The organism is Pseudomonas sp. MYb541 (genome assembly GCF_037479595.1).
GTDB lineage: Bacteria > Pseudomonadota > Gammaproteobacteria > Pseudomonadales > Pseudomonadaceae > Aquipseudomonas > Aquipseudomonas canadensis.
In genome coordinates this window covers 19,636-37,569 of the sequence record NZ_JBBGYS010000061.1, presented here as the reverse complement: position 1 = coordinate 37,569, position 17,934 = coordinate 19,636, and the positions used below count along the sequence as shown (strand labels likewise).

Genomic DNA, 17,934 nt, shown 5'->3' with positions numbered 1-17,934 from the left:
TTGGGGCGAATTATAGACATCTTGAATCTACCGTCAACCGTTAATTACGCTTTCGTTGAAGAAAGTGATTTTTTCGCAATAAGGCGCGGGATTCGACGCATTACAGGCGGGATCCGTAGCACCAGGAGCAGCGCACCTATAGAAGCATAGATAGCCCATTCCTTGAGGTCCGCCCGCACGATCCACAACATGTGAAGCAAGCCAAGTCCCAGAATCACGTACACCAGACGGTGCAGCTTCTTCCAACGACTGCCCAACCGACGCTGACTGTAACGATTCGACGTCACCGCCAATACCAACAGCGACAGGAAACCCAACGCGCCCACAATAATGTAAGGCCGCTTGCGCAACTCAACGCCGAGCTGCGACCAATCCAACCCAAGCACAAACACACAATAAGCAGCCAGATGCAGCACGACATAAGCAAAGCACCACAACCCGAGCTGCCGACGCACCGCTATCCACCCTGCCCAACCACTGAGCTTCTGCAGCGGGGTCATTGCCAGGGTGATCAACAGCAGTATCAGCGTGCCGAGGCCCAGCCTATCAACCAGCACTTTGCCCGGATCCGGCCCCAGGACAGCACTCCAAGCTTCATATAGCCAGAACAACGGCCATACCGCCGCCACTATAAAGACGCCAATACGCCAGATCGGGTAACGCATCAGTAGTTCTTCCGCAGGTCGAGATCGGTATATAGAGACGCCACCTCATCCGAGTAACCATTGAACAACTGCGTCTCGCGCACATTGGGGCTGAAGAGGCCACTCGGTAGACGACGCTCCCGCGCTTGGGTCCAACGCGGGTGATCGACCGTAGGGTTCACATTTGCATAAAAACCATATTCGTCCGCTGCAATGCTCTGCCAGGTGGTTTTCGGCTGCTCGCTGACAAGGCTGATGCGAACAATAGACTTCACACTCTTGAAGCCATATTTCCATGGCACGACCAAACGCAGCGGCGCGCCATTCTGGTTTGGCAGTTCGCGCCCGTACATTCCCACAGCCAGGATCGCCAAAGGGTTCATCGCCTCATCCAGACGCAAGCCCTCTATATAGGGCCAATCGATCAAGCCAAAACTCGACCGCTGGCCCGGCATGCTCTTGGGATCTTGAAGCGTTTCAAAACGAATGTATTTAGCCTTGGAAGTCGGCTCAACCTGCTTGAGCAACGCCGAGATCGGAAAACCGATCCATGGAATAACCATTGACCATGCCTCGACACAGCGCAGACGGTAGATACGCTCTTCCAACTGATACGGATTCATGAAGTCTTCCAGGGCATATCGACCTGGTTTCGCGACTTCGCCATCAATCACCACGCTCCAGGGCTCGGTCTTGAGTGAGCCCGCATTGGTTGCTGGGTCGCCCTTACCTGTACCGAACTCGTAGAAGTTGTTGTAGTGGGTCGCATCCTTGAACGGGGTGATCGCCTCGTCCTTTACCGTGACAGCCTGCCATTTCGTGCCCGGCAGTTTCTCGGCAAACCAGCCCGGTGCCCTGCCCGCTTCGACATCGGCATAACGCGAGGCTTCGTCCGCACTCGCCCAACGCGGCAAGCTGCTGGCAGCAACGCCAGCAAGCGCACCACCGAGCAAGCTACGGCGAGAGAGATAGAAGGATTCAGGTGTGACATCCGATTCGTGGCAATCGGACGCTTTGGGCAATTTGATTAACATGGCAACTCCGCAGCATTGGAGAACTGATGCACCAATAGACTGCGGAGTATGGGGGAAATTACATTAAGGCAATGTTTTGTCGCGACGCAGATGCAGCAAGTACTGAACCGGCCCCGAAGCGGCGTAAACCAGGAACGCCAGCAACAGAATACGCGGCGGGTCGCTGAACACCACGGCGAACACCAGCACCACTGCCAGAATCGCCACGAAAGGTACGCGCCCCTTCAGGTCCAGCTCCTTGAAGCTGTTGTACTTGATGTTGCTGACCATCAGCATGCCGGCCGCAGCCACCATCAAGGCCACCAGGAACGACATCTTAGAACCCTGGATGCCGTAATCGCTGAACGCCCAGACGATACCCGCCACCACACCCGCCGCAGCCGGGCTGGCCAGACCGATGAAGTAACGCTTGTCGGCAGTTCCCACCTGGGTATTGAAGCGCGCCAGACGCAAAGCAGCACCCGCGACATAAATGAAGGCAACCATCCAGCCGACCTTGCCCATGTCACCCAGCGCCCAGGCAAATGCCAGCAACGCAGGCGCAACACCAAACGCGACCATGTCCGACAACGAGTCGTACTCGGCACCGAAGGCACTTTGCGTATTGGTCATGCGCGCAACACGACCATCCAGGCCGTCGAGCACCATGGCAACAAAGATGGCGATGGCAGCAAAGCCGAAATACTTGCTGGCACTCGCCGCATCACCTGCCGCCAGCGCGCTTTGGGCGCTCATGGAGTTGATGATGGAGTAGAACCCGGCAAACAGGTTCGCCGTAGTGAACAGGTTGGGCAAAAGATAGATGCCACGATGCCGGACCTTGCGGCCTTCAGCGTCATGCCCTTCTTCGACATGTTCATCGATCGGCAGCAGGCTTTCGGCGTCAGGAGCCTGGTTTGGCTCTTCGGGACGTTCGCTCATGGACTTTACCTTGCAACGGTGTGAAAAAAATTCGACAGATACTTGCGGCGCGTGTTCGCCCGCAAACGATGCAGCTTTATACCAGAACCCGCCCCCCAAACGAAAAAACGCGGCCTAAGCCGCGTTTTCCCTTGATACGTACGACTTAGTTCTTGGCTTTGTCGACGATCTTGTTGGCACCGATCCACGGCATCATGGAGCGCAGTTGCTCGCCGATGACTTCGATACCGTGAGCGGCGTTGTTACGACGCTTGGCGGTCATCGAAGGGTAGCCGGTAGCGCCTTCGCTGATGAACATTTTGGCGTATTCGCCGTCCTGAATACGTTTCAGGGCGTTGCGCATAGCCTGACGGGACTCGGCGTTGATCACTTCCGGGCCAGTCACGTACTCGCCGTACTCGGCGTTGTTGGAGATCGAGTAGTTCATGTTGGCGATACCGCCTTCGTACATGAGGTCAACGATCAGTTTCAGTTCATGCAAGCATTCGAAGTAGGCCATTTCCGGCGCGTAGCCCGCTTCAACCAGGGTTTCGAAACCGGCTTTTACCAGTTCAACGGTACCGCCGCACAGAACGGCTTGTTCGCCGAACAGGTCGGTTTCAGTCTCGTCCTTGAAGGTGGTTTCGATGATGCCGGTACGACCGCCACCGACGCCAGCAGCGTAGGACAGTGCCACGTTCTTGGCGTTGCCTGATGCGTCCTGGTAGATCGCGATCAGGTCAGGGATACCGCCGCCTTTGACGAACTCGGAACGCACGGTGTGACCTGGCGCTTTCGGCGCGATCATGATCACGTCGAGGTCAGCGCGTGGCACTACCTGGTTGTAGTGAATCGCGAAACCGTGGGAGAAGGCCAGGGTAGCGCCCTTCTTGATGTTCGGCTCGATTTCGTTCTTGTACAGCGAAGACTGGAACTCGTCCGGGGTCAGGATCATGACCAGGTCAGCAGCAGCAACGGCAGAAGCAACGTCAGTCACTTTCAGGCCGTGGGCCTCAGCCTTGGCAACAGTGGCCGAGCCTTTGCGCAGGCCTACAGTCACGTCAACGCCGGAGTCTTTGAGGTTGCAAGCTTGCGCGTGACCCTGGGAGCCGTAGCCGATGATGGCGACTTTCTTGCCCTGGATGATCGACAGGTCACAATCTTTATCGTAATAAACTTTCATGAGGTTCCTCTATATATCCAGGCCGTAAGGCCATTCGCTAATTTGGGTTAGATGCTGAGTACTTTGTCGCCACGGGCAATCCCGGTGACACCACTGCGTACTGTTTCCAGAATCGAGGCCGTCCCGATCGACTGGATGAAGCTGTCCAGCTTGTCGCTTGTACCGGTCAGTTGAACGGTATAAACGCTGGCGCTCACATCGACGATCTGCCCACGATAAATGTCGGTGGTGCGTTTGATCTCGGCACGTTGGGCACCTGTGGCCTTCACTTTAACCAGCATCAGCTCGCGCTCAATGTGGGCACTTTCCGACAGGTCGACCAGCTTGACCACTTCGATCAGCTTGTTTAGGTTCTTGGTGATCTGTTCGATCACCTCATCGTGGCCCACAGTGGTCAACGTCAGGCGCGACAGGGTCGGGTCTTCGGTCGGAGCCACGGTCAGGCTTTCGATGTTGTAGTTACGTTGCGAAAACAGGCCGACAACACGAGACAGAGCGCCGGGTTCGTTCTCCAGAAGCAGGGAGATAATGTGCCGCATGATTAAGTACGCTCCGTCTTGTTCAGCCACATGTCGCGCATCGAGCCGTCTTTGATCTGCATCGGGTAGACGTGCTCACTGGTATCCACCTTGATATCGATGAACACCAGGCGGTCCTTCATGGCGAACGCCTCTTCCATTTTCGGCTTCAGATCTTTCAAATCGGTGATGCGAATGCCGACGTGGCCATAGGCTTCAACCAATTTGACGAAATCCGGCAGCGATTCCATGTAGGAATGGGAGTGACGGCTGTTGTAGCTCATGTCCTGCCATTGACGAACCATGCCCAGCACGCCGTTGTTCAAGCAGACGATCTTCACCGGAAGGCCGTACTGCAGGCACGTCGACAGTTCCTGGATGTTCATCTGGATGCTGCCCTCACCGGTGACGCACGCGACGTCGGTGTCCGGGAAGCTCAGTTTCACGCCCATGGCCGCAGGGAAACCAAAGCCCATCGTGCCCAGGCCACCGGAGTTGATCCAGCGGTTAGGCTTGTCGAACTTGTAGTACTGCGCGGCGAACATCTGGTGCTGGCCCACGTCGGAGGTCACAAAGGCGTCGCCCTTGGTCACTTCGCACAGGGTCTCGATCACGGTTTGTGGCTTGATGATGCTGCCGTCGCCCTTGTCGTAAGGGAAAAGGCCACGGTCACCGCGCCACTCGTCGATCTGCTTCCACCAACTGGCAACGGATTCCTTGTTCGGCGCCTCGCCAATGTCCTTCAGCGCAGCGACCATTTCGGTCAATACGCTTTCCACTGGACCTACGATAGGCACGTCGGCCTTGATGGTCTTGGAGATGGACGCCGGGTCGATGTCGATGTGGATGATCTTGGCATTCGGGCAGAATTTGCTCGCGCCGTTGATCACTCGGTCATCAAAACGTGCGCCCACCGCCAGGATCACATCAGCGTGGTGCATGGCCAGGTTGGCGGTGTAGCTGCCGTGCATGCCGAGCATGCCGACGAACTGACGGTCTGTGCCCGGGAATGCGCCGAGCCCCATCAAGGTGTTGGTCACCGGCAGGTTGAGTAGCTTGGCCAGTTCAGTCAACGGTGCAGAACCGCCGCCCAAAATGACGCCACCACCCGAGTACAACACAGGACGCTTGGCCGCCAGGAGCATTTCTGCCGCCTTGCGGATTTGTCCCGAGTGCCCACGGACGGCCGGGCTGTAGGAACGCAGCTTGGCTTTCTTCGGGAAGATGTATTCGAACTTTTCGGCCGGGTTGGTCATGTCTTTCGGGATATCGACCACCACAGGGCCCGGACGACCGGACTGCGCGAGGTAGAAGGCCTTTTTCATGACTTCCGGGATTTCCGACGGATGCTTGATCATGAAGCTGTGTTTCACGATCGGCCGGGAAATACCGATCATGTCGGTTTCCTGGAATGCATCGGTGCCTACCATGGTGCTGGGCACCTGGCCGGAAATGATCACCATCGGGATGGAGTCCATATACGCAGTCGCGATGCCGGTAATGGCATTGGTGGCGCCTGGGCCGGACGTTACCAGTACCACGCCGGCTTTACCGGTGGCACGGGCGTAACCGTCAGCCATATGGGTCGCGGCTTGTTCATGGCGAACCAGGATGTGGGTAACAGCCGGTTCCTTGAACAGTGCGTCGTAGACATGCAGCAGAGCACCACCTGGGTACCCGTAGATATAGTCGACGCCTTCGTCACGCAAAAAGCGGACGAGCATCTCACCACCAGATAAAAGCTCCACGTTGTTCACCTCTAAAACGCCAGAATACCGTCCGTTGAAAACCGACGGGTCTTAATAGGTTTACTTCTCAACAGAGCATGAGCGACGGTGGTCGCCGACTACGTCAGCACTGACTGAGCAAGTATTGGGATCGTCCCAAGTGTTGCGGGCTTTTCCCACCCAGCGCGAGGTAACGCGTTGCGGGTGTAACAGGTCGGCGCGGATGTGCGCCTCATGATCTGCTGAGCGGGCCTGCTTCTGGCAGTCCCGATACAGCGGACTTTGGATTCTTCTGTTTCAGGCCCTTCAAGTCAAGCAATAATTGCGCTTTTTTCCAACTAAGCGCATGAGAACGCAGGAGAAAGGGCTTTGAGGAGGGATAAAACTCGCCTGAATGTCGTCAAGCGGTAGAAATGTGCGCAACACTGCCGGAAAAACCGGCAGTCAGGCAATTAACGAGCGTCGACGATCAATTGGTCGAACTTTTTCAGCGCGTTACGCAAACCAAGGCTCTCTAGCGGGCGATCGGCGTAGACCATTTCGGCCATCTCCAGAATGCCCGAGGCGTTGGGCAAAGGCAGATCCTGTTCAAGAATCTGCTTCATGCGCACCAGGAAGATCCATTGCAGCCACTGGTGAAAGTCCAGGGTGTCCACGGAAAAGGGCTCGACACTGCTGAGCGCCTCGGCACTGGGGGACACATCGTCCCACCAGCCCTGCACGCGCAACTCTCGCTCTATGAGCAACAACTGTTCGGCGATAGCGGGAAACCGTGCATCCATCAGAGGCTGACCTTGGCTTTTTGACGCGCTTGGGCTGCGCCAGCGGCATCGCCTTGTGCGGCACGCGCGTCGCCAATCAACGCCCACAGGCTGGCTTGCAGGTCCGGACGCCCGTTGGCGAGCGACAAGCCGCGACGGGCGAACTGCTCCGCCTGCGGCGCATCACCCTGGGCCATGCGCACCTGGGCCAAGCGATACAGCACTTGCGGCTCACGCGGCGCAACGCGCTGGGCACGCTCAAGACTCGACGACGCGCCATTCAAATCACCGCCCGCCTGCTGTTGCTGGGCAGTGGTCAACAAAGCCAGCACCGGGCCATCCAGTTGCTCGTCAGCCGACAGGCCACCGCTGCTGGACGATGATGGAATACCACTCGGCGTCGACGGCATGTTGTAGGTGCCCTGGTTGATCGGGGCAGTCTGGATCGGCGTGGTATCGATCGGGCCGGAGTTGCTTGGCCCAGGGGTCCATGGCTCGGCGCTGATCGGGGCCGACGTCGCAGCACCACCGCCAGGCACCATCACCACCACGCCCGAATCCTGCGGCATGGCTTGCGGCTTGGCCTGGGCAGGACGATTGGTGACGGTCTGGCGGAACCCGCCATTGGCCGAGATCCGGTCGTTATTGGAGACGGCCGTGCTCGAGTCCACCACGGGAATGGAGCCGCGCTGCACGCTGGAGCAACCGCCGAGCAAAGCCAGAGCTGTAATAGCTGGAAACAACCACTTGTTCACTTGAAACCCTCTTTGCTTAATTCATCCAGCCCTTGACCCAATCCATCACCGATTCCGCATCAGCAGGGGCACTGCCACCACATGCGGCGCCGGGTGGCGGTTCGCTGCCGCGAATATACGGCATCTGTACCGCGCCCGGACAGTTGGCATCGGAGCCCTGTCCCGTGTGCGGATCAATCCAGGCCTGCACGATGTTATCCGGCTGCGGCATATTCAACGGCAGCGGGTCGGCCTTGCGCATGAAACTGGTCCAGACCTGCAGCGCACCGGTAGCACCGGTGAATGGCGTCTTGCCGTTATCGTCACGCCCCAGCCACACCACCGCCAGCACGTCCTGACCAAAACCGGCAAACCAGCTGTCACGCGAATCGTTACTGGTGCCCGTTTTGCCCGCCAAGGTCAGGTTCGCCGGCAGCACGCTGTACACCGAGCGCCCCGTACCTTCACGCATCACACGCTGCATGGCGTTCTGGATCAGGTAGATGGAGCCTGCGTCGAAACGCTGCTGGATTTGGAACGGGTAGCGCTTGAGCGGCTCGCCCTCGGCGGTCAGAACACTGCGGATTCCGCGCATCGGGGTATTGAAACCACCGTTGGCGAGGGTCTGGTACATGGTCGCGACTTCCATCGGGGTCATCGCACCCGCGCCCAGCAGGATCGACGGGAAGGCCGGGAACTCACGGGTGACGCCCAGCCGCGCAATGGTCTTCAGGACGTTCGGTACGCCGACTTCAAGGCCGAGTCGCGAAGTGGATATGTTGTAGGAGTGCGCAATCCCCTGATACAGGAATACGGTACCGTGGGAGCGGCGGTCGAAATTCTGCGGCGTCCACACCTGGCCATCGCCACCTTTGACCGACAGCGGATCATCAGACAACCAACTGGTCAGGGTGTACTTGCTCGGCTTTTCCAAAGCCGTCAGATAGACCGCTGGTTTGACCAGCGAACCGATCGGCCGCACCGCATCCAGCGCACGGTTGAAGCCCGCAAAGCTAGCCTGGCGACTGCCGATCATGGCCTGGACTTCACCGGTTTCAGGGTTGGTCACGACCATGGCCGCTTCGACTTCATCGGAACCTTTACGGCCCGTCAGGCGCTTGAACGTGTCGTTGACCGACGCTTCGGCCTTCATCTGCAGGATCGGATCGAAACTGGTAAAGATCCGCAGGCCTTCTTCGGTCAAGTCTTCGTCGCGATAGTCTTCACGCAGTTGGCGTTTGACCAGATCGATAAAGCCTGGGAAGGAGCTGTCTGCCAGTTTGCCGCGGGTGGTTACACCCAGTGGCATTTTCTTGGCCGCGGCGACTTGTTCAGCCGTGGCGACACCCTGTTGCTCAAGCACGTCGAGCACCAGGTTGCGTCGCTCCAGCGCACGTTCAGGATTGCGGCGCGGGTTGTAGTAGGAAGGCCCCTTGACCATGCCCACCAGTAACGCGACCTGGTGCAACTTCAATTCGGACAGCGGCTGACCAAAGAAGAACTGGCTGGCCAAACCGAAACCGTGCACGGCGCGCTGGCCATCCTGCCCGACGAAAACCTCGTTGAGGTACGCCTCAAGGATTTCCTGCTTGCTGTAGTGCAGCTCCAGCAGCATCGCCATCATCGCTTCGGTAAGTTTGCGGGTCAGGCTGCGCTCGTTGGTCAGGTAGAAGTTCTTGACCAATTGTTGCGTCAGCGTACTGCCGCCCTGAGTCATCTTGCCGCCGGAGGTGTTCACCCAGACTGCGCGGGCAATCGACTTCGGCGATACACCCCAGTGACTGTAGAAATCGCGATCTTCAACGGCAACCAAGGTTTCCAGCAGATACGGTGGCACCTGATCAAGTTTGATCAGGATGCGATCTTCAAGGTTTTTCGGGTAAATGCCGCCGATCATCAACGGTTCGAGACGAACCACCGGCAACTTTGAACCGTTCAACGACGACAGTTCGGCTACATAATCGCCAGAGAAGCGTACGCGCACCGGCTGGGCTTTCTCCAGACCTTCGTAGAACTGGAAGCCACGGGTATTCAGGTCGACAGTGTTACCACTGACGGCTGCGGCACCCGGACCGTTGCTCACGGGTTCGCGGCGGTAGCCCAAGGCGTCGAGTTCGGTAAGGAAGTCATCCTTGCTCAACTTCTGGCCGGTGAACAACTCCAACGGGCGCGCGTACACCTTGGCCGGAATGGTCCAGCGCTTGCCAGAGAACTTCTCCTGAACCACGGCGTCGAGGTACACCGCAAAGCCGGCGAGCACGACGAGGCCTACAAGGCCGAGCTTGAGTGCCCAGCCCAGCCAAGGGCGCAGGCCGCGGGAAGGAGGTTTTTTACGGGAACGGGGAGATCGGGTTCGAGTCATGGCGGCGGATTATACGCACTTTATCGATGATCAACATGAGCCGGACAGCGGTTTGCATGACCGCTTGTAGCGGCCATAATGCCCGCCATGTTTTCCCCCAGACTCTGAAGGATCGCCCGTGAGCCAGTCCCTGATCGCTGCCCTGCAAAATCCGGCTTTATACCCTCACCCGGTTGAAGCGTTCCAAGTCATCGAAACCCATATTTCCTGGGTCGTCCTGACCGGCCCGTATGCCTATAAGCTGAAGAAGCCGATGAACTTCGGCTTTCTCGACTTCACCGATCTGGAAAAGCGCGGCCACTTCTGCCGGGAAGAATTGCGCCTCAACCAGCGCCTGACCGAAGATTTGTATCTTGAAGTGTTGCCGATCACCGGAAGTGCCGAAGCGCCGCAGTTGGGCGGCGACGGCCCGGTCGTCGAATACGCGCTGAAAATGCGCCAGTTCCCGCAGAGCCAACTGCTCAGCACCTTGCAAGCCAACGGCGAACTGACCAGCGCGCACATCGATGAGATGGCCAAGCAAATCGCGCACTTCCACCTCACGGCGCCAAAAGTCCCGCAGGAACACCCGGCCGGCACCCCGGATGAGGTCATGGCACCGGTTCGCCAGAACTTCGACCAAATCCGTCCGTTCCTCAGCGACAAGGCTGACCTGGCTCAGTTGGACGCTCTGCAGGCCTGGGCCGAAAGCAGCTTCGAGCGCCTCAAGCCGTTGTTCTCCCAGCGCAAAAAGGACGGTTTCACCCGCGAATGCCATGGTGATATTCACCTGGGCAACGCCACTTTGATCGACGGCCACGTGGTGATCTTCGACTGCATCGAGTTCAACGAGCCGTTCCGCTTCACCGATGTGTATGCCGATACCGGTTTCCTGGCGATGGACCTTGAAGACCGGGGCCTTAAGTCCCTGGCTCGCCGTTTTATCAGCCAGTACCTGGAACTGACCGGCGACTATCAAGGCCTGGAAGTACTGAACTTCTATAAAGCCTATCGCGCTCTGGTCCGCGCCAAGATCGCGCTGTTCAGCATGCCGAGCGAAGCGAGCCCAGTGCAACGCGCCACGACCCTGCGCCAATACCGCAACTACGCCAACCTGGCGGAAAGCTACAGCACCATTCCGTCGCGCTTCCTGGCCATTACCCACGGTGTGTCGGCCGTAGGCAAAAGCCACGTATCCATGCGATTGGTTGAAGCCCTGGGCGCCGTGCGCCTGCGTTCAGACGTGGAGCGCAAGCGCCTGTTCGGCGAGCAACAGGTGGAAAACACGCCACACGCTGGCATCTATGCGGCCGATGCCAGTGTGGCAACTTACGCACGCTTGAATGAAATTGCCGATACCGTGCTGCGCGCCGGTTACCCGGTGGTGCTGGATGCGACCTTCCTTAAACACGAACAACGCAATGCAGCGGCTAAAGTAGCTGAGGCCACAGGCGCGCCCTTCCTGATCCTGGATTGCAATGCGCCGCAAGCCGTTATCGCCAGTTGGTTGGCGCAACGTCAGGCGGACAAAAATGATCCTTCCGACGCGACACTGACGGTTATCGAAGAACAGCAAGCCACTCGCGACCCGCTGACTGCCGAGGAGTTGCTCCTCAGCAAGCGTGTTGAGACCAATGAAAGTGGCACCCTCGATGCGCTGGTGGCGCATATTCGTCAGCGCCTGCCTGGCCTGTAAGAAAAATTTCTTGGTCGTGTCGTCTACTTAGGGGGCACGACCAAGCAATAGTGGCACTATAATGGCGTCATAAATCCAACAGGAGTCGCCGTCATGAGTCACCCCAAGCTTCTTGATACGCCGCTTTACTCGCTCCTGCATAAAGACGATATCCGTGGCTTCAACCAGGAACGCCCTAAAGACGGGGTCATCGACATGCGCGGCGGCGACTTCCGCGGGCTGGATTTGCGTGAGCTGAACACCGCTGGCGTGGACTTCACCGATGCCTATTTTCGCTCCGCCGACCTGCGTGGCCTGGACCTGCGCGATTGCCCACTGGAAGGCGCCAGCCTGGCCCATGCACAGATATCCGGCACCTACTTCCCGCCAGAGCTGACCGCCGATGAGATCCTCATGTCGGTTAATTTCGGCACTCGCCTACGCTACCGCACCCGCTGAAACCCTCTGCTTAAGCCCCGGTTCGCTCAGCCTAGCCGGGGACTTCCTGCCTGCCTGACCTCGCCATTCTTATAAGCTTTAGGCCGTTTCCGACTAAAGAACTACGCTTTTCCTACTGAGCGCTACACTCCTTTGCAGGCTTGCCTGGTCTCGATACCCACCGCACCATTCGGCCGTCGCAAGGAGGCTTGATGAACGATGAGCTGCAACACCTGAAAAACCTCGGCAAGACGTCCGCACAGTGGCTGCATGCGGTGGGCATCCACAGTGCGTCGGACTTGCGCCGCCTGGGAGCGGTCGATGCGTACCGGGCCGTCCGGACGCGTGGCTTTCGCGCCTCCAAAGTCCTGTTGTATGCCATCGAAGGGGCGTTGATGGATGTGCACTGGAATGACATTCCTGCCGAGCGCAAGGAAGCGTTGAACCGTCAATTGGACGCACTATCGGCACGCCAGAAGAATTAGCTCGTCGACTAACCCCAACATTTACAGGCATTGCGAACAAGCGTTTTAGAAAACGCAGAGAACATGCAAAAACAATTGTTGACTCTCAAATGAGAATCGTTATGATTATCACAACTGGTCGCGAGATCAGCCGATAACTGAAAGACCATTGGTTCGGACTCTCAGATTATCTCCTCATCAGGCTAATCACGGTTATTTGACCCGGCTCTTGCCGGGTCTTTTTTTGCCTATAAAAAAGCCGATTTCAGCGCGCAATGATCAGTGGATGCCCACGCTCCGGATGGGGCTGCACCAGCACATCCAAACCAAACACAGCCTTCAACGGTTCAGGCTGCATCACCTGCACCGGCGTATCCAATGCGTGTGGCCGTCCCGCCTCCAGCAGCAGAATGCGATCGCAGTAACGCGCCGCCAGGTTCAAATCGTGAAGAATCACCAACACCGCCGCGCCCCGATCAGCAAAGGCGCGAATAGCCTGTAAGGTGGTGTGTTGATGCAAAGGATCCAGCATCGACGTCGGCTCATCCAACAGCAACGTCTGCCCGGCCTCGCCCGGCCATAACTGCGCCAGCACCCGTGCCAGATGCACCCGCTGGCGCTCGCCACCGGACAGCGCCAGGTAGCTGCGGCCGCTCAAGTGGCCGACATCTGCTGCCTGCAACGCCGCCTCAATGATCTCATCATCGCGGGCTCGCCCGGTCTGATGCGGCAGGCGGCCCATGCCGACCACCTCTTCGACACGGAAAGCAAAGTCCAGCGTCGAGCTTTGCGGCAATACCGCCAGGCGCTGTGCCCGCTGCGCGCCACTCCACTCACTCAACGGGCGCTGATCCAGCCACACGTTGCCTTGGTCGGGGTGCAGCTCACCGCACAATCCACCGAGCAGCGTACTTTTGCCCGCACCGTTGGGGCCCAACACGCCGAGCACTTCGCCCGGTAACAGGTCGAGGGTGACATCCGCCAATACAGTTTTGCGACCGCGACGGATCTGCAGGTCTTCCACACGCAGCATCAGGCACGCCCCCGCAACAACAGGTAAAGAAAAAACGGCGCGCCGATAAATGCAGTGACGATACCGATCGGCAACTCAGCCGGTGCCAGCGCGAGCCGTGCGACCAGATCGGCAAACAACAACAGGCTCGCACCTGCCAGAACCGATGCCGGCAACAACACCCGATGGTCCGGCCCCGCCAGCAAACGCACCAGATGCGGCACCACCAACCCGACAAAACCGATCATGCCCGCGGCGGCCACCGCAGCCCCGACGCCCAGCGCCGTGCAGAAAACCAATTCGCGCTTGAGCTTTTCTACATCGATACCGAGATGATTGGCCTCCGACTCACCCAGCAGCAAAGCATTCAACGCTTTGGCCCGGCGCGGCAGCCATAGCGCCACGCCCGCGCTCACCAGCAAAAGCGGCCATAACCGTGAATAGCTGGCACCGTTGAGGCTGCCCAGGTTCCAAAACGTCAGGGTGCGCAAAGTGGCGTCGTCCGCCAGGTAGGTAAACAGGCCCACCGCCGAACTGGCGAGGGCCGTGAGGGCAATGCCGGCGAGCAGCATGGTTGCGACGTTGGTCTGGCCATTACGCCGCCCCAGTCGATAGACCAGTGCAGTTACACCCAACCCACCCAGGAATGCACACAGCGACAGAAGATAGGGGCCGAATGCATCCGGCAAACCGCCGAAAAACGAACCACCGACAATCGCCACCGCTGCCCCCAGCGCAGCTCCGCTTGAAACCCCCACCAAGCCTGGATCAGCCAGAGGATTGCGAAACAACCCCTGCATCGCCACACCCGACAAGGCCAACACACCACCGACAGCCAAGCCCAGCAGCGTGCGCGGCAAACGGATCTGCCCCAGGATCAGCTCAGCCTGCTCCAGCCCTTGGGCCTCAATCGGCACCCCCATCAAGCGCAACGCGGCTTTGAGCGTATCCAGCAACGGTAAGCTGACCGGCCCCAGCGCCAACGAAAGCCAGATCGCCAAGACACACAACAACGCCAGCCCAACAAACAGCGTCTTGGGTTTTACCAGAGTGGTCATGGGGCTGGCTTGGCCTGGGAGGGGTAAAACCCGGCAGATAGGTCTGCGAGGCTTTGCGGTATACGCGGCCCCAGCCCGCCGACCAGCAAGGTCGGATCCACTTCAAACACTCGTCCGCTTTTGGCCGCCGGCGTGGACGCCAGGATCGGATTCTCCTTGAACAGCGCCGCACGCGCCGCATCTCCGGTCAGGGCACGATCCGCAAACACCAGCACATCCGGGCTCAACCCCGCCAACGACTCCACCGAAAACGGTTTGTAGCCAGTATGCGTCGCCAAATTGCGCCCTCCCGCCTGCTGCAACATCCAGTCAGCCGCCGTGTCTTTGCCCGCGATCAGCGGCTTGCCGCCTGCATGACCCAGCAACAGCAATACGCCGGGGGCCTTTTGGGTGGACTGAGCCTTGGCGACCCAGCGCTTCTGCTGATCCAGCGCCTGCTCATATCCGGTAAACAATGCGTTGGCCCTGGCCTCAGCGCCCAGCAACTTGCCCAAGTGCTGGAGGTTACCCTTCAACGTCGGCAAATCAGGCTGCGCCGAGAACATCTCCACCTGCACACCCGCGCTGCGGATCTGCGCCAGTATGGGCGGCGGGCCCATTTCTTCAGTACCCACCAGCACCTGCGGGCGCAAACTCAAGATGCCCTCAGCCGACAACTGCCGCTGGTAACCAATGCTCGGCAACGCCTTGAGGGACTCAGGGTGCTGGCTGGTGGTATCCACGCCCACTAACTTCGACTCACCGCCCAAGGCCGTCACCCATTCCGACAGCGCCCCACCGGCACTCACCCAACGTTGTGGCAGTTCAGAGGCTTGAGCCCCAGGGTTGACCAGCAGTCCGACAACAAGCGCAATAGCGCTGGCACTCAGGCGCATAACAGGGTTTCCTTCCAAGGGCAGGGCCGCTCAAACGCTCATCAATGTGACAGATAACCGCTGCCCCGCATCGTATTGAGCGCCCGGTCGGCCAACGGGCGAAGCCGGCATTTGATAATTGTTTGCATTTGAACGTCAAGGCACTTAAGGATTGAAATGAAGTTTCTCTGCTCCTCCGATACCCTCGCGCCAGACAGCAGCCTCGGTTTTGAAATCGATGGTTGCAAATTGTTGGCCGTGCGCCGGGACGGCATTGCCTACTTCTATATCAACCGCTGCCCCCATCGTGGGGTTCCACTGGAATGGCAGCCCGACCGGTTCCTCGACGACAGCGCCAGCCTGATCCAGTGCGCCACCCACGGCGCGCTGTTCCTGATCGAGAACGGCGAGTGCATCGCAGGCCCTTGCGCCGGGCAAAGCCTGATCGCCCTGCCCGGACGCGAAGACGCCCAGGGATTGTGGGTGCAACTCTAGTCGAGCAGCACGTCCAGACGCCGGTCCACGCAGATCTCCTCGGATGTCACGCGCACGCCATACGCCAGCACTTCCACGCCGGCCGCCTTGGCTTCGCGCAGGGCAGCAGCGTAGGCCGCGTCGATCTCCACGGCCGGGCGCACAGCATCAATCCCCGAGAGGTTGACGCAATACAACTGCACCGCTCGCACACCGTCACGCGCCAGATGGGCCAGTTCGCGCAAATGCTTGGCGCCACGCTGGGTCACTGCATCCGGGAAAGCGGCAACCGAAGTGCCGTCAAAACCCAGGGTTACGCTTTTGACTTCGATGTAAGCCGCGCCGTCGGGATAGTCCAGGCGGAAGTCGATGCGGCTTTTCTCCTGACCGTAAGGCACTTCACGCTTCAAGGCGGTAAAGCCGTTCAACTCGGTAATGACACCCGCACGTAACGCTTCCTCGACCAACTGATTGGCACGCGCCGTGTTTACACACGCCAAGCGACCCTGGGGCGTCTCGGCGATTTCCCAGGTGCCCGGCAACTTGCGCTTGGGGTCATTGGAGCGACTGAACCAGACCTGCCCACCTTCGACCATGCAATTGAGCATCGAGCCGGTGTTGGGGCAATGAATGGTCAACAACTCGCCGGTAACGGTTTCGATATCGGTGAGAAAACGCTTGTAGCGACGAATCAGCCGCGCTTCTTCGAGGGGAGGATGAAAGCGCATCAGCCTAGCCAGCTCCGCAAGCCACGAGCGATCCGTTCCACCGCTTCCTGTAGCCGATCGAGGTTTTGCGTGTAGGCAAAACGCACATGGTGGCCGGCTTGGTAGCGGCCAAAATCCAGGCCTGGCGTAAACGCCACATGTTCGGTTTCGAGAAAGTGGCGGCAGAATGCGAAGGCATCACCGCCGAACGCGCTGATATCGGCATATAAATAGAACGCGCCCTCCGGCTCGACCGCGATGCCAAACCCAAGCTCGCGCAAGGCGGGCAGCAGGAAATCGCGACGACGGCCGAACTCAGCGCGGCGCTCTTCCAGAATGCTAAGGGTTTGCGGGGTGAAACAGGCCAATGCCGCATGCTGGGCCATGCTCGGCGCACTGATGTAGAGATTTTGCGCGAGCTTCTCCAATTCACCCACCGCCGCCGGCGGTGCTACCAGCCAACCCAGGCGCCAACCGGTCATGCCGAAATACTTCGAAAAACTATTCAGGACGAACGCGTCGTCGTCGACTTCCAGCACGCTGGCCGCATCGGTGCCATAGGTGAGGCCATGGTAAATCTCGTCCACCACCAAATGACCGTTGCGCGCCTTGATCGCGCCGGAAAGCTCGGCCAATTCGTCGCGTGTGAGGATCGTGCCGGTCGGGTTGGCCGGGGATGCCACCAATGCGCCCACACTGTCCTGATCCCAGTGTTTGGCCACGAGGTCAGCGGTCAACTGATAGCGCACTTCAGGACCGACCGGCACCAGCTGCGCCGCGCCCTCCACCAATCGCAGGAAGTGGCGATTGCAGGGGTAGCCAGGGTCGGCGAGCAGCCAATGCTTGCCCGGGTCCACCAGCAAACTGCTGGCGAGCAACAATGCGCCTGAGCCACCGGGCGTGATCAGGATGCGCTCGGGGTCCACGTTCAGCCCATAGCGCTGCTGGTAGAAACCGCTAATGGCCTCGCGCAACTCGGGCAAGCCACGGGCGGCGGTATAGCGCGTCTTGCCGTTGGCCAATGCTGCCTGGCCGGCCTGGATGATCGGCTCGGCGGTGGTGAAGTCCGGCTCGCCGATTTCCAAGTGGATCACGTCATGGCCGGCGGCTTGCAGCTCATTGGCCCGCGCCAGCAATGCCATGACATGAAAAGGTTCGATGGCGCGACTGCGCGCACTGTAGGGCTGAGCCATTAGCCTTCCTTAACGGTGAGGACAAATTCTGGATTCTACCGAACCCGCGCGGGAAAACATGTTCTATTGCCTGCCCGGCGGCATGTGCCGGCCGGGCAAGTGCCTGCAAAACGACTAAAATAAACATTCGAGGCAATGCATACCCAGCAATGGCGGGCTGTCGCAGTTTGCAAGCGATTTGCCATGGGCCTCGACAACCGGGAGTGGCGCACCCCGA

The 17,934-nt window shown here is 59.0% G+C and carries 18 protein-coding genes; 4 read left to right on the top strand and 14 right to left on the bottom strand.

Annotated features, from left to right (window positions below; all coding sequences use genetic code 11):
* Window positions 1-44: 44 nt before the first annotated feature.
* From msrQ to mrcB, 9 genes are all read right to left on the bottom strand, one after another.
* Window positions 45-665 (bottom strand): protein-methionine-sulfoxide reductase heme-binding subunit MsrQ, encoded by a 621-nt coding sequence (gene msrQ, locus WH299_RS27470; protein ID WP_122728129.1) that lies wholly within the window; start codon window positions 663-665, stop codon window positions 45-47.
* Window positions 665-1,678: a protein-methionine-sulfoxide reductase catalytic subunit MsrP gene (msrP, locus tag WH299_RS27465; protein ID WP_339551863.1), complete on the bottom strand. Its 1,014-nt coding sequence runs from the start codon at window positions 1,676-1,678 to the stop codon at window positions 665-667. The genes msrQ and msrP overlap by 1 nt, the downstream gene beginning before the upstream one ends.
* 63 nt (window positions 1,679-1,741) lie before the next feature.
* Window positions 1,742-2,599, bottom strand: a complete 858-nt coding sequence (pssA, locus tag WH299_RS27460) for a CDP-diacylglycerol--serine O-phosphatidyltransferase (RefSeq protein WP_016976855.1) — start codon at window positions 2,597-2,599, stop codon at window positions 1,742-1,744.
* A 145-nt stretch (window positions 2,600-2,744) separates the two neighbouring features.
* Window positions 2,745-3,761: a ketol-acid reductoisomerase gene (gene ilvC, locus WH299_RS27455; protein ID WP_003194132.1), complete on the bottom strand. Its 1,017-nt coding sequence runs from the start codon at window positions 3,759-3,761 to the stop codon at window positions 2,745-2,747.
* A 47-nt stretch (window positions 3,762-3,808) separates the two neighbouring features.
* Window positions 3,809-4,300: an acetolactate synthase small subunit gene (gene ilvN / locus WH299_RS27450; protein ID WP_003176102.1), complete on the bottom strand. Its 492-nt coding sequence runs from the start codon at window positions 4,298-4,300 to the stop codon at window positions 3,809-3,811.
* Window positions 4,301-4,302: 2 nt separating this feature from the next.
* Window positions 4,303-6,027, bottom strand: a complete 1,725-nt coding sequence (locus WH299_RS27445; RefSeq protein WP_028617946.1) for an acetolactate synthase 3 large subunit — start codon at window positions 6,025-6,027, stop codon at window positions 4,303-4,305.
* Window positions 6,028-6,458: 431 nt separating this feature from the next.
* Window positions 6,459-6,788 carry a YqcC family protein gene (locus tag WH299_RS27440; protein ID WP_028617947.1) on the bottom strand — a complete coding sequence of 110 codons (330 nt, stop codon included), beginning with the start codon at window positions 6,786-6,788 and terminating at the stop codon, window positions 6,459-6,461.
* Window positions 6,788-7,522 (bottom strand): tetratricopeptide repeat protein, encoded by a 735-nt coding sequence (locus WH299_RS27435; protein ID WP_028617948.1) that lies wholly within the window; start codon window positions 7,520-7,522, stop codon window positions 6,788-6,790. Before WH299_RS27435 ends, WH299_RS27440 begins: the two co-directional genes overlap by 1 nt.
* Window positions 7,523-7,538: 16 nt before the next feature.
* Window positions 7,539-9,863: a penicillin-binding protein 1B gene (gene mrcB, locus WH299_RS27430; protein WP_122728125.1), complete on the bottom strand. Its 2,325-nt coding sequence runs from the start codon at window positions 9,861-9,863 to the stop codon at window positions 7,539-7,541.
* Between the two features lie 118 nt (window positions 9,864-9,981).
* Here mrcB and WH299_RS27425 point away from each other — a divergent pair, with 118 nt between their 5' ends.
* The 3 genes from WH299_RS27425 (at window position 9,982) to WH299_RS27415 (ending at window position 12,440) form a co-directional block, all read left to right on the top strand.
* Window positions 9,982-11,538, top strand: coding sequence for a bifunctional aminoglycoside phosphotransferase/ATP-binding protein (locus tag WH299_RS27425; RefSeq protein WP_122728123.1), 1,557 nt, complete (start codon window positions 9,982-9,984; stop codon window positions 11,536-11,538).
* 93 nt (window positions 11,539-11,631) lie between these two features.
* Window positions 11,632-11,976 (top strand): pentapeptide repeat-containing protein, encoded by a 345-nt coding sequence (locus WH299_RS27420; RefSeq protein ID WP_016976848.1) that lies wholly within the window; start codon window positions 11,632-11,634, stop codon window positions 11,974-11,976.
* Window positions 11,977-12,167: 191 nt separating this feature from the next.
* Entirely contained in the window at window positions 12,168-12,440 is a 273-nt protein-coding gene (locus WH299_RS27415; protein WP_010206563.1) for a TfoX/Sxy family protein, read from the top strand.
* A gap of 244 nt (window positions 12,441-12,684) precedes the next feature.
* On the opposite strand, the gene WH299_RS27410 is transcribed toward WH299_RS27415, so the two are convergent.
* Genes WH299_RS27410 through WH299_RS27400 form a run of 3 tightly spaced genes read right to left on the bottom strand, consistent with a single transcriptional unit; the run spans window position 12,685 to window position 15,364 of the window.
* Complete coding sequence (locus tag WH299_RS27410) at window positions 12,685-13,452, bottom strand: heme ABC transporter ATP-binding protein (protein WP_122728119.1); 768 nt, start codon at window positions 13,450-13,452, stop codon at window positions 12,685-12,687.
* Window positions 13,452-14,489, bottom strand: coding sequence for a FecCD family ABC transporter permease (locus WH299_RS27405; RefSeq protein ID WP_323624957.1), 1,038 nt, complete (start codon window positions 14,487-14,489; stop codon window positions 13,452-13,454). The genes WH299_RS27410 and WH299_RS27405 overlap by 1 nt, the downstream gene beginning before the upstream one ends.
* Window positions 14,486-15,364, bottom strand: a complete 879-nt coding sequence (locus WH299_RS27400; RefSeq protein WP_068933680.1) for a heme/hemin ABC transporter substrate-binding protein — start codon at window positions 15,362-15,364, stop codon at window positions 14,486-14,488. The genes WH299_RS27405 and WH299_RS27400 overlap by 4 nt, the downstream gene beginning before the upstream one ends.
* 156 nt (window positions 15,365-15,520) lie before the next feature.
* On the opposite strand from WH299_RS27400, the gene WH299_RS27395 reads away from it, so the two are divergent.
* Entirely contained in the window at window positions 15,521-15,838 is a 318-nt protein-coding gene (locus tag WH299_RS27395) for a Rieske 2Fe-2S domain-containing protein (protein WP_122728115.1), read from the top strand.
* Here the strand turns inward: WH299_RS27395 and sfsA are convergent.
* The gene (gene sfsA / locus WH299_RS27390; protein ID WP_122728113.1) at window positions 15,835-16,545 is read right to left on the bottom strand and encodes a DNA/RNA nuclease SfsA; all 711 of its coding nucleotides are present in this window, start codon (window positions 16,543-16,545) and stop codon (window positions 15,835-15,837) included. The two genes, WH299_RS27395 and sfsA, sit on opposite strands and share 4 nt — an antisense overlap.
* Window positions 16,545-17,717 carry a pyridoxal phosphate-dependent aminotransferase gene (locus tag WH299_RS27385; protein ID WP_339551859.1) on the bottom strand — a complete coding sequence of 391 codons (1,173 nt, stop codon included), beginning with the start codon at window positions 17,715-17,717 and terminating at the stop codon, window positions 16,545-16,547. Before WH299_RS27385 ends, sfsA begins: the two co-directional genes overlap by 1 nt.
* Window positions 17,718-17,934: the final 217 nt, after the last annotated feature.